The sequence below is a fragment of the Halodesulfovibrio sp. genome, assembly GCF_025210605.1.
Taxonomy (GTDB): Bacteria; Desulfobacterota; Desulfovibrionia; order Desulfovibrionales; family Desulfovibrionaceae; genus Halodesulfovibrio.
Map to the genome: position 1 here is coordinate 20,067 of NZ_JAOARI010000004.1, position 16,402 is coordinate 36,468.

The 16,402-nt window shown below is 43.8% G+C and carries 15 protein-coding genes; 8 read left to right on the forward strand and 7 right to left on the reverse strand.

Going from position 1 to position 16,402, the window contains the following annotated elements; all coding sequences use genetic code 11:
* Positions 1 to 49 precede the first annotated feature (49 nt).
* A complete protein-coding gene (locus tag N4A56_RS01805; RefSeq protein WP_295544672.1) occupies positions 50 to 1,195 on the reverse strand; it encodes a hypothetical protein in 1,146 nt (381 codons plus the stop codon).
* Positions 1,196 to 1,490: 295 nt separating this feature from the next.
* The gene (locus tag N4A56_RS01810; RefSeq protein ID WP_295544674.1) at positions 1,491 to 2,381 is read right to left on the reverse strand and encodes an EamA family transporter; all 891 of its coding nucleotides are present in this window, start codon (positions 2,379 to 2,381) and stop codon (positions 1,491 to 1,493) included.
* A gap of 207 nt (positions 2,382 to 2,588) precedes the next feature.
* Here N4A56_RS01810 and N4A56_RS01815 point away from each other — a divergent pair, with 207 nt between their 5' ends.
* From N4A56_RS01815 to N4A56_RS01840, 6 genes are all read left to right on the forward strand, one after another.
* Complete coding sequence (locus N4A56_RS01815) at positions 2,589 to 3,446, forward strand: hypothetical protein (protein WP_295544675.1); 858 nt, start codon at positions 2,589 to 2,591, stop codon at positions 3,444 to 3,446.
* A gap of 662 nt (positions 3,447 to 4,108) precedes the next feature.
* On the forward strand, positions 4,109 to 5,227 hold the full coding sequence (locus N4A56_RS01820; protein ID WP_295544676.1) for a hypothetical protein: 1,119 nt from the start codon (positions 4,109 to 4,111) through the stop codon (positions 5,225 to 5,227).
* Between the two features lie 321 nt (positions 5,228 to 5,548).
* Entirely contained in the window at positions 5,549 to 6,100 is a 552-nt protein-coding gene (locus tag N4A56_RS01825) for a hypothetical protein (protein ID WP_293668770.1), read from the forward strand.
* Positions 6,101 to 6,367: 267 nt separating this feature from the next.
* A complete protein-coding gene (gene rarD / locus N4A56_RS01830; protein WP_295544678.1) occupies positions 6,368 to 7,276 on the forward strand; it encodes an EamA family transporter RarD in 909 nt (302 codons plus the stop codon).
* A 131-nt stretch (positions 7,277 to 7,407) separates the two neighbouring features.
* The gene (locus N4A56_RS01835) at positions 7,408 to 8,529 is read left to right on the forward strand and encodes an NADH:flavin oxidoreductase (RefSeq protein WP_295544681.1); all 1,122 of its coding nucleotides are present in this window, start codon (positions 7,408 to 7,410) and stop codon (positions 8,527 to 8,529) included.
* A 202-nt stretch (positions 8,530 to 8,731) separates the two neighbouring features.
* Positions 8,732 to 9,037 (forward strand): hypothetical protein, encoded by a 306-nt coding sequence (locus tag N4A56_RS01840; RefSeq protein ID WP_293668766.1) that lies wholly within the window; start codon positions 8,732 to 8,734, stop codon positions 9,035 to 9,037.
* A 74-nt stretch (positions 9,038 to 9,111) separates the two neighbouring features.
* Here the strand turns inward: N4A56_RS01840 and N4A56_RS01845 are convergent, their stop codons facing one another.
* The 5 genes from N4A56_RS01845 to panC all read right to left on the reverse strand — a co-directional run bounded on the left by N4A56_RS01845 (position 9,112) and on the right by panC (position 14,994).
* Entirely contained in the window at positions 9,112 to 10,275 is a 1,164-nt protein-coding gene (locus N4A56_RS01845) for a GGDEF domain-containing protein (RefSeq protein WP_295544683.1), read from the reverse strand.
* Between the two features lie 424 nt (positions 10,276 to 10,699).
* Positions 10,700 to 11,896 carry a GGDEF domain-containing protein gene (locus N4A56_RS01850; RefSeq protein ID WP_295544685.1) on the reverse strand — a complete coding sequence of 399 codons (1,197 nt, stop codon included), beginning with the start codon at positions 11,894 to 11,896 and terminating at the stop codon, positions 10,700 to 10,702.
* 361 nt (positions 11,897 to 12,257) lie between these two features.
* A complete protein-coding gene (gene metK, locus N4A56_RS01855) occupies positions 12,258 to 13,427 on the reverse strand; it encodes a methionine adenosyltransferase (protein WP_293668804.1) in 1,170 nt (389 codons plus the stop codon).
* A gap of 16 nt (positions 13,428 to 13,443) precedes the next feature.
* Complete coding sequence (locus N4A56_RS01860) at positions 13,444 to 14,133, reverse strand: DUF502 domain-containing protein (protein WP_295544687.1); 690 nt, start codon at positions 14,131 to 14,133, stop codon at positions 13,444 to 13,446.
* Between the two features lie 12 nt (positions 14,134 to 14,145).
* Complete coding sequence (panC, locus tag N4A56_RS01865) at positions 14,146 to 14,994, reverse strand: pantoate--beta-alanine ligase (RefSeq protein ID WP_295544688.1); 849 nt, start codon at positions 14,992 to 14,994, stop codon at positions 14,146 to 14,148.
* Between the two features lie 175 nt (positions 14,995 to 15,169).
* Here panC and N4A56_RS01870 point away from each other — a divergent pair, with 175 nt between their 5' ends.
* Together N4A56_RS01870 and N4A56_RS01875 are read left to right on the forward strand one after the other, a co-directional pair.
* Complete coding sequence (locus N4A56_RS01870; protein ID WP_295544690.1) at positions 15,170 to 15,769, forward strand: hypothetical protein; 600 nt, start codon at positions 15,170 to 15,172, stop codon at positions 15,767 to 15,769.
* 347 nt (positions 15,770 to 16,116) lie between these two features.
* Entirely contained in the window at positions 16,117 to 16,380 is a 264-nt protein-coding gene (locus N4A56_RS01875) for an RNA-binding protein (RefSeq protein ID WP_293668759.1), read from the forward strand.
* Positions 16,381 to 16,402: the final 22 nt, after the last annotated feature.

A 16,402-nucleotide genomic window follows, 5' to 3' on the forward strand; every position in this document is an offset into this window, starting at 1 on the left:
AATTTAGCTGATAAAAAAGCCGCACAACGTGCGGCTTTTTGTTGCAGTTTTAGCGGCTTGCTTGCGAGTCCATTGTGCCTGCAAGATCAAGCAATCTGTCTTGAATAGTCATCATGACTTGTTTCGGGTTGGAAATGTCTTTGCTTCTGCGGAAGACCCATGAGGCGATGTATAAATTGGTTTCGTCATCTTGGTCTTTTGCCCACTTGAATTTACGGATCATGTTTGCAAGGGCGGCTTTGTATTCTTCACGAGAACGAATTGCTTCCTCGTAGGCAGTGCCTTCAGCTTGCATTTTCCGTTTTGCTGCATCTGTAACAGATGGAGTTGAATTCATTTCTTTAGAAACCTGATAGTCATGCAACGCGGACTGGAAGCGTAAGTTTGCTGCAATGGCGTCACGTTCTGACTGGAGCCATACCCCGATATCGGACATGGCAGAATCTACTTTTGCACAGCTTTTGATGACACCTGCTGTGGCACGGATTCTTTGTGCTGCTAGGCGGTAGAAGTCGTTACGTTCTTCTGCTGTCAGAGTGCGCTCTGTGCCAGCAATTGTCCGCGTTGTGTTAGTAAGCTCTGTGTCGATGGCATCAACAAAACGTTGTTTGTACAACATGTACAGCGCGTTAATCATAGTCGGACGCAATGCATAGCGCATAACTGATCTTCTGCCGATGGCAAGATCATCACCTTTCCATGAAAGTCCTGTCATTTCGATGCCGTAGTGCACATTAATGACTTTTGCATCAAGCATGAGCTTTGCGCTTTTTGATGCAGCAGGGTGGCTTCCTTTTGGCTTGTAGGCAGTGACGATCAGTTTGGATAAATCTGAAATGAATGAAGGCTGAATGACAGTATCTTCAGTCACTTTTTTAATGACAGGTGTAATTGGTGTGTTTGGTTTTGCTGTATTTGTAGCGCTTGGTGCAACCGCAACGGCTCCATTGTCGGTTTCAATACCGGCTTCAGTGGTTCCTGATTCAGTGGTTGGAACTTGCTCTGTAGCGGTGTGAAGCGGAATGCGCACTTGGTTTGTTACTTCGCCTTCTGGCGCAAGCTGCGTTTCTGTCTCAACAATTTCGGGTTCAAATGTCCACAGACCTGTGAGAACTATTGCGAGAATGACAAGCGCAACCCAAAGTGCTCGCTTGAGTGTTGTATTTTGTTTTTTTGGCGCTTCGTTATTGGACATGATGTCCCCCCTTGGGAATCATTAGCTTAGTTATCCCCGAAAAAAGTTCACCCTGTTAATCTATATAATGAGAGTGTCGTGGGTGCATGGCTTACTGCCATACCGTTAGCTCAGAGTATGGCACATTCAGCCTAGGTAGCATTAAGGTGTACCGTTGTGAAGTCTTATTCTGTTGCCTGTCGAAAGGCAAGCTGTTGTAACGTGCCGGAATTATGGAAAAGAGCTTTTTGTGGCTGTATCGATAAACCTGTAACAATAGGTGAAGCTACAATTTTTATCTATTTTATGGAGGATGTTACTTTTCTGCGGCGGCAAGGGTGTTTTTTTGCGCTGCTGGTAGAATTTTTGCAATAATTATTACTGCACCAATAATAAGCACTCCTCCTATGTATGCAGAAACAGTAAGCTTTTCATCCCACCAGAAATAAGCAAGAACAGATGCCACAACAGGTTCGATATTCGCAATAATAGCCGCTTGTGTCGCTTCCAATCGTTTTAGTCCGGCGCAGTATGCGTAGTAGGCAAGGTAGGTGCAAAGAAAAGCCAGAGCCACTATGACAACAAGTTTAATTGGTGAGTATGCTGAAAAAGTTACCCACGGAAGCAAGCTAATGGCACCGGCGGGAAGACACCATGCATAGAGCGTTGCCGGAGCATAATTTTTTAGAAATGTTTTTCCGAAGATGTAATGAAGTGAGTAAGTAAAACCAGATAGAAGCCCAAAGAACAATCCTGTGAGTGGGAGAGACATCTCTGAACTTTGTCCGCTGAAGCAAACCAGTGCAGTACCGGTAAGTGCTATACAAAGTGCAGCGATTTTAGCTGGTGATAGTAATTCCTTAAAAAGAATTCGGGAAAAAATAGCGACCCATATCGGGGCTGTATACAAAAGAATAGAGGATATTGCCGCCCCTGCGTGTTTGATAGCCATTTGGTAGGAGCCGAAAAAGACCGAAATTCCGAGCACGCCGAAAATGAAAAATACGGGGATGTCCTTTCGTTTTACTGCAAGAGTTTTATGCTTAGCAGAGTGCAGAATAAAAAAGAAAGCCCCAAGAGAAGCACGCCAGAACGCAAGCTCATGAGGAGTTATTCCATCTTGCAGACCATATTTTGAGATAGGTCCGAGCAAACCCCACAGTGTAGCTGCTGTCAGTATTTGTAAGTATCCAAGATATTTGTTCATATACTTTTCTCCCGCGATCCATATGTAGCACGGAAAAAGCATTTCAGTAACTGCTTTATGGAATGAGTACCTAACGTGTTTAATTGATTTATTTATTCTGTTGTGTGACAACGTGCAACCAGCCGTTATTGCACGCGGCTTGGTAATATGCGGTGTTGTATGTGTGGTACACCCGCTCTGAGTCTTATTAAACGGGAATCAAATAGCATGCGAAAAATAAGGGTGAGTATATGGATAAGCGCTTGGCTGACGCTTGTTCCGATGACGGCTTCGTTTGCTGCACCATGCTACTGGAACAGTGGGACAATGCTGTTTTCCGGTGATGCGGTTGGGCAGGCGTTGTGCCTTACTCCGACTGTTGGAGCTAACGGCGGTGTCGGCGGAATAGATGAAGGGTTGCCGTCAACGCTGGATGAACTTGTAGGGCGCGAGTTTGATTTTTCACGAGATGCAATCGAAGCATATGTGGCTGCACATGGCTTGCGTGAGAATGAGGTGGGTGGTGCTTTGGGGCTTCGAGTGTCGCGTGCTCGAGGTGAGCCCGCCGTGTATTTTGTTGTGCATGACTCGAATGGACCTGACTTTGGTTCCAGACGGTTCTCACCGGACATAAATGTGTCAGCGCGGATAAATGATCTACATCAATTTGGTCGACGCTGGCATGTCCTCATCGGGCGTAATGGAGAGTCTGCAACGCTCATAGATTTTTTTAGTCCGCTACGGTCTACATATTTTGAAACTCGCGGATCTGCTGCTCAAAAAAAAGGACGTTTTTTACATGTTGGGCTGCTTCAGCCTATACGTACGTATGTAAAAGATACTGTAAAAAAACAGAATGCTCTTATTCCTCAGCCTGCGTATACTAACGACCAGTATCGAAGGCTTGCACAGGTGTATGTGATTGCTTCATTCAGGGCGGAGCGTTGGTTGATCCCTGCTTTTGCTGCACAGTTGAACAAGTGTGCGCAAGCTCCTGTTTTTCTGGGGGGACCAAAAGGGTTTGATTTGGCAAAATGGGCAAAGGCGTTACGGTCTGTATATCGCGAAATATATTCGAGCAAATAGGCATAGCCACTTTTTAAAGCATTTTCATAGCGCACGTACGTTGGTAGGTGTGTTATGAAAATGCTTTTTTTGTGTCAACTGGTGGAATTCGATGCATTACATTGTAATTACATAGAGTATAGACAGTATTTAATGTGTGTAGATAGTTTCTATGTCTTAGTTTGGAATGTAATATTAGAATATATTTGTTATTTACTATTTTATTTGTGCGATAATAAGAAAAAGACACTATCTTTTTTTGTTTTTGCAGTTAAATATAGAAAAAGATTGAGAGCAGATGAAACATGAAATTAAATTTACTGTAAAAATTGAATTGGGAAATATAGTGACTTTAAAAAAGCGTACAACGCTATGATACAACAATTGCTTTAAAGCGTACTTTGCAGAAGCAAGTAATTATCTTCTATATTTTTGATTGTTGAGGGGAAAAAGAGCCTCCGTACTCTCCATACTTTGGTATCGCAACCAGACGAATACCAGTTTATCAGGGGGCTGTATGTAGCCGGAGCATAGTCCGGTACAGTTGAGGGCAACGTGTGCGGTATGACCACATACACTGGGCGGTTCTGCAAAATGCGGAGCCGCCCTTGGTGTGTGCTGTAAAGTGATAAATAAAAGTAGATGTTGTAATTGAAGTATGCATTACAACAGGTTATTACAGCATGATGAGTCTCATTACTGTAGAGAAAAAATCTTCGTCCACTCTGCGGCTAGTCCCATCAGCAGAGCAACAGACTGCTGTGGGAGCATTGGTAGGGTGCGCAATTTGTCTGGGGTTCATCGGCGTGTTGATGGATGGAATTACGCTGGTGCGCTTTGCCGTGCTATATTTATGTTTCATTTTTCTGACTGTAGGAATGATCTTGAGGAGACAGCAGCGGATTGTGGAAATAAGCATGGAAGATGGCTGTATATACTTTCTAGGTAGACGCAAATCGGATGTGTATTCAATTCCTTTCGGTATGATTACTGCGCTCCGGCTTACAAGGCGTAGTGCTCAGGGCGAACTGTTCGTGCCGGATGGTGCTGCACGGGAGAAAAGCTATAGTCGGTATCCGTTTCATTTAGATGTAATGCTCCGCGATTCTGGGTATGAAACGCTTGATCGATCTGTATTAGGACCCGATCTTGCTGCAATAGCACTGGAAATTGCAGAAATGACGGGGTTTGCTATTGAGGATCAGGCAGAGGTGGGGTTTTCTCGTTCTGCACGTACTGCATATCCACCCGTCATTCCCAGTTTGGAAAGGGACGTTTCGGAGCATCCCGCTCTGCACTCATTCTCATTGGATGGAAAAAAAGGGTTTGCATGGTCACTTTCTCCCGGTGGACTCTATGTGCTTCTCATGTTTTTTGCTACGGTCGGGCTGGTATATGGTGGGTACTACGGTGTCGTAAAAGGTATTTTGGGTGATGGGAATGTATGGGCAGGCGCTGTAGTACTCGTGAGCTGTGTCTTTTTTGCTTCTGTTATTTTTCGTAGGCTTGTCCGTGCTCTCGGAGGAAAAGGCTTTGTTGTGTGGGACGATGAAAGTGTCCGGTTCGGAGCATTGCTTTTCGGAAAGGAATATTCCTCTGTTTTACTGGAACTACGGGATGTCAAAATTATTCGTATTGCGGTTCCTAGAGTAGGGGAAGGGTATATTGAAGTAGTGCAAAAATCAGGCACCGTTTTTAAGACACTTGATGTTGTCTCTCCTTTAGCACCACTTACTACAGGGGATTTGCATTGGCTCAGTCGTTACATGCGGCAACAGACTTCTGTAACTGCGTTTTTGTAACGGGTAGTACCGGACAAATGTATTTTTTATTAAAGGAATTTCATAAGGGTGGTATATATACTTGGTGCGCTTGCTGATTGGCTATGCTTGAAACTAGGAATCATCTGTAATTTATACGTACTGTTACGTAAGGCGTTATGCTCTGCGTTGAGAGGTTGTCAGCCTGAAAGAGTATCGCCGCAATATTCGAAATTGCTTGTAAAAGCGAACGCTCTTAGATAGGTAACTAAGTACGAAGCACCTGTTTTTGCACAGTGTGTCTTGCAGATATTTTAGCGCAAGGCGCACAGTTTATTTAATCCAACACTGAGAGGTCTCACAATGGCGAATCCTTCAGAACATATTCTGTATAGCGGTGGTGCACGAGGCACGGAAGCATACTTTGGTGAACTTGCAGAAAAGTACGGGCTTCAAGAAGTTAACTATAGCTTTGATGGTCATAAACTCGAGCGTTCCCGAGGGCTACGAGTTTTAACCGCAGACGAATTGGCTTTGAAAGACGTAAGTCTTACCTATGTATCCCGCTTGATGAGTCGTTCCTACTCTGTTGCGCCGTTGTTCCGTAAAGTACTTCAGTCTATCTGCTGGCAGGTTTCCAGCGGACATGAAGTCTATGTAGTCGGTGTTATTCAGGACGATAATACAGTTAAAGGTGGTACAGGCTGGGGCGCTGAATTTGCTAAAATTTGCAACAAGCCATTGTACGTTTTTGGTCAGGCTAAAAATGCTTGGTTCCGCTGGGAAAAAAATGAATGGCTTGAAGTTGACACCCCGACTATTTCGCACCGTCACTTTACTGCAACCGGTACTCGCTTCTTAGAAGAGAATGGAAAAAAAGCAATTCAAGAGCTTTTTGAAAAATCTTTCGGATAAAAAACAAATGTTCAATGTTGCGGGAGCGTTGCTCCCGCTTTTTTTTGTGGCTGCGTAGTAGTGTGTATTTCTAATGTGTAACGTTGTGCAGCTGTCATTTTTTCTTCTTTACTGTGGTATCGCAAAAAATCTGTTTCGACGTAGCATTGCGGCGTTTTTAACAAAGTTTTTACTTTTGCCTTGTAAGGGTGGAAAGTTGCAACAAGTCCAATTTGTTACAAATTAGAAGTGCCTTATTAAAATGGGCAGCCAAAAAAGGAAATAGCTGTGTACACCGATGATAGTAGCAGAACAGGCGCAATTGCTGCTGTTTGTGCTTTCGTTTTTTGGGGGATGGCACCTGTATATTGGAAACAGGTTGCACATGTCCCTGCATTTGAAGTGTTGTGCCACAGGATTTTGTGGTCTCTTTTTTTTGTAGGAGCTTTGCTGACGTTCCGCTCTGGTTGGGGAACCTTCAAAGCTATTTTTTCTTCTAAAAAAACAATGTTTCTTCTTACCCTTAGCGGGCTTTTAGTTGGTGCTAACTGGGGGCTGTATATCTGGGCTGTAAACAGTGATATGGTACTGCAAACGAGCCTTGGATACTATATTACGCCGCTTGTGAGTATGCTTTTAGGTGTGGGTGTTTTTAAAGATACAATTCGCCCTATCCAACTGTGTGCGGTACTGCTGGTTGTAGCAGGGGTGGGCACAGAACTTTTGATGCTAGGTGAGCTTCCGTGGGTTTCTTTGGTGCTGGCAATTTCTTTCGCTTTGTATGGGCTAATGAGAAAACTTGCTAACGTAGAGTCTCTAGCGGGGTTGATGTTTGAGACAGTTCTGTTGATTCCGTTTGTGCTGTATTATCTGATTAGTATAGAATTACAGGGTACAGCGTCATTTATGCATGTAAACGCACTTACAGATATGTATCTTGTAGGTGCCGGTATTATTACCTCGCTGCCGCTTGTGTGGTTTGCGTATGCTGCATGTAGGCTTCGTCTGACAACTCTTGGGCTTCTGCAATATATTTCTCCGAGTCTGGCTTTTTTACAGGGCGTTTTCTTGTTTAACGAGCCGTTTTCTATGGGGCATCTGTTTACGTTTATGTTTATCTGGAGTGCTCTTGCGCTATATTCTGGCGAGGGGTGGTTGCAGCGCTCGCGGCAATCGCTGCATGCGGAAAAAGTCTAGTACGCCATTACTAACTGTTTTTATGCAGATAGCGGTTTCGGTATACGACTTTAATCGAATTGATTTTGTATAAAAAACATGCGTATGATGTTGTCTTCTCGTTTTAACTTGGCAACAAAATAGGGGATGTGATGTTTTTTGATAAATTTTCCATCAATGGAATGACCGTACCAAACAGGCTTGTTCGGTCTGCAACATGGGAAGGGCTTGCTTCTGATGAAGGTTTCGTAACACCAGCCCTTGAAGAAGTTATGCTTGATCTGGTCAACGGCGGTGTCGGTATGATTATTACTGGACATATGTTTGTTGCAGAACAGGGACGCGCTGGTGTGCGTCAGTTAGCCGTTCATTCAGAAGAATGTATTAGCGGTCTGCGTTCAATGGTTAAACGTATTCATGATAAGAACGGTGTGGTTGTGGCACAACTTGCCCATGCGGGCGGTCAGGCTGCACAGGACATAACCGGCATGCCTGCATTGGGACCAAGCTGTTTTACACGGACAGATGGTTCGCTTTGTGGGGAAATGACAGAAAATGATATCGATGCCATGGTGAGCGCATTTCAGCTTGCGGCAGGTAGAGCCGTTGCGGCGGGATTTGACGGAGTGCAAATTCATGCAGCGCACGGATACTGTTTAAGTCAGTTTCTTTCTCCAGCTATTAATAAGCGTACAGACGCGTATGGTGGGTCACTGGAAAATCGTATGAGGGTACTTGTACGGGTGTACGAAGCTATTAGACGTGTTGTTGGCGAAGACTACCCTGTTTTGCTCAAGATTAATTGTGAAGATTTCATTGATGGCGGACTTGAACTTGCGGACAGTGTTGAAGTTATCAAGCGTCTCGAATCAGTAGGGCTTGATGCTGTGGAGATTAGTGGCGGTTTGCTCTCTAATGGTCCCCGCACTTCTGCTATCCGTGTGGGACGCTTTGATACTCCTGCAAAAGAGGTTTGGTATCGTAATGCAGCACAGGTTCTCAGAGAGCAGACCAAGTTACCAGTCATGCTTGTGGGCGGAATACGCAGTTTTAGTGTTGCTGAGGGATTGCTACACGATGGGCTGATTGACTTTGTTGCGATGAGCAGACCGTTGCTTCGCGAGCCTGATTTAGCAAATCGCTGGAAGTCAGGAGACTTACGAAGTGCTGCGTGTATTAGCTGTAACAAATGTTTCGGTGTGTTGCGTAATAATGAGGGGTACTTTTGTCCGGTTGCCCGCGATGAGCAGGCTGCATCACACGCATCCTCATAAATAGATTGAGGTACGGTGGAAAATTTCGTACTCCTTGTTGCTGATTATTCTGTGGAGCAGCGCAATTGTTGACAGATATTGTATGTTGTCTGGCGCTTTCGCTGTCGTGCAGACGGTTTTCTGGAGTAGTTTGGCAGAATGCTTCAGCGAATAATTCCCTGTGACACGATTTGCTGCACAGCATCCTATAAAGGAGAAGAAAATGAAAATTCTTGCAATTGATAAGGTGATGCCTGAAGCAACACCTGATAAAGTTAAAGATACTTTTATGAAAGAAGTGAATCACACTGTTAAGATGTACCTTGCTGATGTGGTTCGTGAAATGTACTTCCGTCAGGATCGTTCCGGTACTGTGCTGGTGCTTGAAGCACCTACAATTGAAGATGCACGGAGCTTGATTGATAAAATGCCTATGGTACAGGCAGGGTTGATTGACTTTGATTTGATTCCGCTTGGACCATTTGTGCCGTTGGCATTGCTTCTTGATGAAGATACGCCGACGCAATAATACAGTATGATGCTAAAAAACGCTCTGTTGAAAAACAGGGCGTTTTTTTGTTGCAAAAGGGGGGATGAACTTAGCTACACAGCTACTTCATGCATTGTAACTCTGTTTCGACCGTTTTCTTTGGCGAGGTATAAGGCAGTATCTGCTCGTTCAATGGCGGAATCCAGACAGCTATCACTAGCGCATGATAATGAACATCCGATACTTACTGTGTTATGGATCGTACCGTGCGGCATTACAAGCGGAGTCTGTTCAATGTGTGCACGGATGCGTTCGCCTAACCCTTGCAGAACAGCGGCAGAGCAATCTGGAATAATGACAAGAAACTCTTCACCACCCATGCGATATAAGGAGTCAGTGGCCCGCAAACAACATGAGACTTCGTTTGCAAAATGCTTGAGGAGCAGGTCTCCGGTCGCGTGTCCGTATGTGTCATTAACAACTTTAAAGTGGTCAATGTCTAACATAAGCAAACCGACTCTTTTTTCTTTTTGCTGAGATTTGGTGAAGTACGTTGAACTGACTTCGTTAAGTGCTCTTCGGTTGAAAAGTCCTGTCAATGGATCTTCGACAGCTTGCTGAGCGAGCTTCGCGTTTAATTCTTCCACGATAAGCATAATGAGTCCGAACGTAGTAAAAAGCAACGTGCCATTACTCCATAAAATGTAGACAAGGGTACCAACACCTGTAGAAAAGAATGTGTTGAAGCTGTGTGTGTATAGAATAAGTACCCCGTGCATAAAATTGACAAATGCAGAGGCAATATTCATGTACCCAAGGTACTTGGCGGTTTTGGAGTGACGTCCGTACCGCAGTAATTCGTATGCACTGAGGACATTAGGGATTGAGTAGCTGAAGCTTAACGTTATTATTTTGTATAGAATAAATTGCGGAAGGAATAACGAAAGGCTGGATACAATGGCTGTCGTTGAGGTGAGAAGCACCCCGCAGGCTATTACATAAAAATTTAGCGGACGATTGAAAAATGCTCGAATTCCGTACCAGAAACAGAGATACCCAACAGTTGCACATATATTTACGAGCACTTTTGAAAGAAAAGGCGGAATAAATCCACGAAAGGCAATAAGAACAAGGGAAAGTAAAAAACTGCTCATTGCGGTAGCCCACCAGCGAACTCCTTTTGTGGAAAAGTGGCTATGCTGGAGCCAAAATAGTGCAGCAGTAGAAACTGCTGCTGTTACAGCGAGTGAGGCGTAAAGTTCTCGTGTAGGTAGCATGTGATGTCCTGTAAGGAATTATGAAAAGATATGCAGTGATAACATCATAGCAATGCTGGAAAATAAAATTATATTTACACCAGAGTTAGCGTGCGGGATGAAATTCGATTTTGCTTTGTCATATGATTTTACTAAGTAAAGAGCACTAGCAGCCCGTTTTACAACGGGCTCAGGACAGGTGTCGTCTGCATCGAAAATTGTACAGCCTATGCTGACTGCATGGTGGATTGAGCCAGAAGGTGTTCTTTGTTCAACATCGTTAGCATTCTTGCCTTTTAAGAAGGACAAGTTGTCTAGAGTACTTGTGTGTACAATGAAGAAGCGTACTCTAGCAATTGATTATACAAGGCTTTTGTAGAAAATGAGCTTAGGCGGGCGGTTTTGAAAAGAATAGACTGATAAGACATAAGACAGCCTTACTTTGCTAACGCATCGTGTGTTTTTCTTTCATCGCTTGCATGGAGCATTCTGCAATAAAGCGCTCTGTTCTGTTTCCCCCATGTTTTTGAGCAGTGTACAATGCAGAATTTGTTTGATGCAAAAGTTTTTTCATGGAGTCAGCTGCCGTATTCATTACAGTATACCCAATGCTGACGGTGTACGGTATGCTTAGACTGTCAAGTTTGTATGGCTGTTGAGCAATACTTGCCCGTATTTTTTCTGCCAACATCAAAGCTTGTTCTGCGGAATAGCTTGGAGAGAGAATGAGAAAACGCTTGCCACCAACTCTGAACACTAAGTCTTCAGCACGCAGCACGGAAGATATCTTTGCCGCAGCGTCCTGCAAAATCTGATCTCCCGCAATATGACCGAACGTGGTGTTAATCTCTTTAAAACAATCAATATCCAGTGCCAGCATTGCTAAGTTGTTTTTTTCGGTTGGGCTGGAAGCGTCTTGTGCCAATGTCATGGCGCGTAATGCTTTTCTATTGAATAATCCGGTTAATGGATCGTTATATTCTACAGCAGATTGCTTTTTATACGTATCTTCAATTGTTAGCATGATAAATGTAACGGTTGCGAAAAATAAGTAAACAATTGCCCAAGCCGTATATGGTGCTATCCACGTATCTGGGTGTCCGTCAGTGAGCGGCGATATCGAAATTAACTTGCACAGGTGGCTAAGGTGGACAATTGCATAAAAGGCATTGGCAAGTCCAAATATCCACGTAAAATTGTATTGTCGTGTATTTGTGAGAAGGTTGTGCGCAATAAAAATAGTATATGGCAGGGCACATAGGCTTACAGCACCGGCTCTTCCGGTAACACTGGGTGTAATGGCTGTGAACCAATAAAGTAATGCAGTTGCGGTTGCTATGTTAACCGCACCAAATAGATAAATTCGCCATGTTATTGATAGATTGAGGAATTTTCGGATTCCAATCCAAAGCAATAAAAAGCCGAGTAGCATAATATTGTTTGCGGCTGTGAAAGAGATACAGAATGGAAGGTAGCCGCGCAGAGTGATGAGTAACTGACCGATACTGAACGAGCACATCGCTGATGCCCAGTATAGTACTCCATTGGTAGAGAATTTACTGGAATGAAGCCATAGTAATATACATGTGGATAAAATTGCTGCGATAGTAAACGTTGCGTATAATTCTCGTAATGCAAACATAAGTCTCTAAAAAGAGGTTAATATATAAATTGCATGCGGCAGTGGTGTGCATAGATAAAATACTGTGTGTTATGCAATATGAATATGTAGTAAATAGTGCCGCTGCAAATGATTGTGTATTTGATAAGAGCTAAAAGAAGAATAGTCGAGTATTTTTTTCAAAAATGGAAAACGTTGTTTTACGTTCCAACATATTGATTTTAGATAACAATAGAATGCCGTTACTGCTAGTAGGAATTAGAAGTGGAATAACATTCCATGTTTTCCACTAGTTAATAAATATGAGAAAAATGTAAAAAAAGCACTAATACAATAAAAAAGGGTGGAGCTTTGGCTCCACCCTTTATGTGTTCTATTGGAATTAAATTTTTGCTGCGGTGCGAAGAGCTTCAACCGCGTCTGTTGCTTCCCAGCGGAATTCAGGAAGCTCGCGACCAAAGTGACCGTAGCAAGCAGATTTTTTGTAAATAGGACGTTTGAGATCAAGAGTTTTGCTGATGCCGTAAGGGCGCAGATCAAAAACATCTTTAACAGCTTTAGTAAGAACTTCATCAGGAATTTCGGATGTGCCGAAGGAAGTTGCCAGTACGGATACAGGTTCTGCCACGCCGATAACGTATGCAATCTGTACTTCACATGTTGGTGCAAGACCAGCTGCAACAACGTTTTTAGCAATGTAGCGACCCATGTATGCAGCAGAGCGGTCTACTTTGGAAGGGTCTTTACCGGAGAATGCGCCGCCGCCGTGGTGACCCATGCCGCCGTATGTATCCTGAATGATTTTACGACCAGTAAGACCGCAGTCACCCATAGGACCGCCGATTACAAAGCGACCAGTGGTGTTGATGAAGATGCGGGTAGCGCTGTCAATAAGCTCTTCAGGAAGAGTCTTTTTGATAACTTCTTCTCGGATGCCTTCAACGATGTCGTCCTGAGACACGCCGTCTTTGTGCTGGGAAGAAATAACAACGGTGTCGATGCGGGTTGGTTTGCCATCGATGTACTCAAAAGAAACTTCTGTTTTACCGTCAGGGCGGAGGAAGTCGAGGTCGTTGTTTTTACGGGCAGCAGTGAGGCGCTCAGAAAGTTTGTGTGACCAGTAGATAGGAGCTGGCATGAGAGTCGGAGTTTCATCACATGCGTAACCGAACATCATACCCTGGTCGCCAGCACCCTGTTCTTCAGGAGATGTCTGGTCAACACCCTGTGCGATGTCTGGTGACTGTTTATCAATAGAGGAGATAACTGCACAAGTATCAGCGTCAAAGCCCATTTCAGAGTTGGTGTAGCCGATTTCGCGGATGGTATCACGAACTACAGTCGGGAAGTCTGCATAACCAGTAGTGCTGATTTCACCGGCAATTACAGCCATACCTGTAGTAACGAGAGTTTCACAAGCAACACGACACTCAGGGTCCTGAGCCATAATAGTATCAAGAATCGCATCAGAAATTGCATCTGCAACTTTATCCGGGTGACCTTCAGTAACAGACTCAGAGGTAAAATGGTATTTACCTTTGTTGTTGATCATCATTATGGAAGCTCCTCTAATTAGATGATGTATCAGTGGTTAAATTCGTTTTGTGTTTCAGCTCAGGAGACTCAGGGTTAAGGATGCCGCCTGAAATGAGAATTTTAAAAGCATCTTCGACGGTAAGATCAAGTTTGATAGTGTCCTCTTGCGGAACCATCAAGTAAAAACCGGATGTAGGGTTAGGTGTAGTCGGAACAAAAACGTTCAGCACCTTTTCCTTGGTTTTTCGTTGAATCTCGCCAACAGCAATGCCTGTAACAAACGCCAGAGCGTAAAGCCTAGGGCGTGGGTATTCAATAAGAACAACTTGTTTAAATTCTTTTGCTGGACTTTTAAAAACGCTGATAAAAAGTTGATTCGTGGCAGCGTAAAACCGGTTTACCCCCGGGAGCTTAAGAATCACTTTTTCAATTGAACGCGCTAGTCTTTTACCTACATAGTTGCGTACGAATATGCCGGTACAAAGCAACACAATAAAAACAAGCAGGACACCGGTTCCAGTTTCTGGAATTCCTAATTTTTCAGGAATCCTCATAAAATCCGGTACCCATTTCCAAGCGTTATCCGCCCACTTCAGGAGGACACGCAGGATGAAGACAGTGACAACAATCGGCGCGAGGAAAAGAAAACCGGCAATAAGGTTAACGCGTAAAAAATGCTTTAAGCGCTGCCAACGAGTCCATCTTTTCGGCGTTGCAGTCATGGTAAGCTCCGTTTACAGGTAGAACGGCCAGTTGTCTAATAATCTTCCTTTTCCAACATACACGGCTACTGCACAACGTGCTTTGTCAGTAATAGTTGTCACCGGTTCAAGAGAGTCCGGATCAATAAATTCGAGATAATCTTCTTTGCCAAGCGGTAGATGTCGTTGCCAATGTGCTCTGATAACGGCTTTAAGTTTTTCTACATCATGCTCACCTTGTTCAAATGCCGCAGCTCCGGCTCGTATGCCTGCATTAATATGCGCAGCTTGTACTCGTTCCTCTGGTGTGAGGTATGCATTACGCGAACTCATCGCGAGTCCGTCTTTTTCACGGATAAGCTCACCGCCGATGATATTTGTCGGCAAGTGTAAATCGCGTACAAGGCGGCGTATGATAGCAAGCTGCTGCCAGTCTTTTTCGCCGAATACAGCATATTCTGGGAGAGTAAGTATAAGTAGCTTAGTAACTACGGTGGATACTCCTCTAAAATGTGTAGGACGGCTGGTGGCACACAAGCCCTTTGCCAGCTGTGGCACTTCTACCCATGTTGCATGGTCTTTTGCATACATGCTTCCTGCATCGGGGATAAATAGAATGTCAGCACCAAGGTTGCGTGCTATCTGAGCATCGCCTTCGTGATCTGCCGGATACGTGGAAAGATCTTCATTTTCGCCGAACTGAGTCGGGTTAACGAAGAGCGTGACAACTAGTTTGTCTGCTTTTTCACGCGCAATCCGCATAAGATTTTTATGCCCTTCGTGAAAGTATCCCATAGTCGGGACAAGCCCAACGGTACTGCCGTCGCAGCGCCATTGGAGACAAATTTTTTGTAATTCAGAAGGTGAAGTAACTAATTGCATATCAATTTATCCAGATATATTTGACAACTTAATATACGCATCAGAATAACTTGTCTAGTTAAAAAAGGAATAATGGGAATTATAGTCATGGGTAGAGCAAGCCTCTTGCTAGTGAAAAACGTTTGTGTCACATCTGAACATGAATACTATTTTTAACAGAAGGACATAGTGGCAAATGGAAGCTTTTTTCCAAGGTAAACTTGATAATTTTTGTGCATTATATGCTGTGCTTAATGCAATGCAGCGCACTCATGGAATCAACCATTGGAGTGCTCGAAAATTATTTCATGCCGGTCTCGTCGGTTTATCAAAAAATACTGAGAGCTGGGGCAAAATTGTTTGGAACGACACTGACTACATAGCAGAAGTCCGTTCCTTTATCGAAATCATCAATGCAGAAGGAACATCCTTACAGTATACACATCCTTTCCCGGACGGAAAGGCGGGTATTGCAGAAGTGCTGGATGCTATTGGCTCGTGGAGTTCCCTTGAGTCTGATGACAGTGCATCATTGCGAGAACGATCCGGTGGGAAAGCTGTTGTGTTACAATTTAAGCGTTTTTTACCTTTTCGTGGTGCACCGCTCATAAACCATTGGACTGCTGTAAAAGAGTTTGCTGGTAATGAAATACTATTTATGGATTCTAGTCTGGAGAAAACAGCAACCTACGCGCTTCCCTCAAATGGTTTTTGCACGCATGAAGATGATTTAAAAGAAGGGCGTCTGTTTATGATTGATCCTGCGACGATCTATCTTCTGGAAGCAGGAACGTAGGGCTGTGTTGTTTTGATAATAGTTATAAGTGATTATGAGACATTTTTTAGTATACGATAGATACTAATTATTATTTGCACGGGTGCGTGCAAAATTACAATATTTTATTTTCAAACGGGTTGCACTTGTGCTAGGAGTGTTACTCTAGGCATGACATAACCAGTTATTTGTATTCTATTTTTTGTAGATGTTTCAGCGTAAATGCACCTTGGCGGTTACGCTATGCATAGGTAGATAATCTTTTAGGTATTTACCATTGGTTTGGAGAAGGCCAGAATAGTAGGTCTAATTTGGTCTTGTGTGGATGCGCCTGCGCATTTTCGTTTTTTATTTTTTTGGAGATTTTTGTGGCTAAGAACATTTATGTTGGCAACCTTGCCTGGTCTGTTGGTGATGATGATCTGCGTGATCTTTTTCAGGAATTTGGTGAAGTAATTTCAGCCCGCGTTATCGAAGATCGCGAAACCGGACGCTCCCGCGGCTTTGGTTTTGTGGAAATGGAAGATAACGGTGCGTTAGAAGCTATTGATGCTCTTAATGGTAGCGTGCATGGAGGACGTAACCTTAAGGTTAACGAAGCTCGCCCGCGCGAGCGTCGCCCTCGCTACTAAGCGATAGTTTAAAAAGCCCACT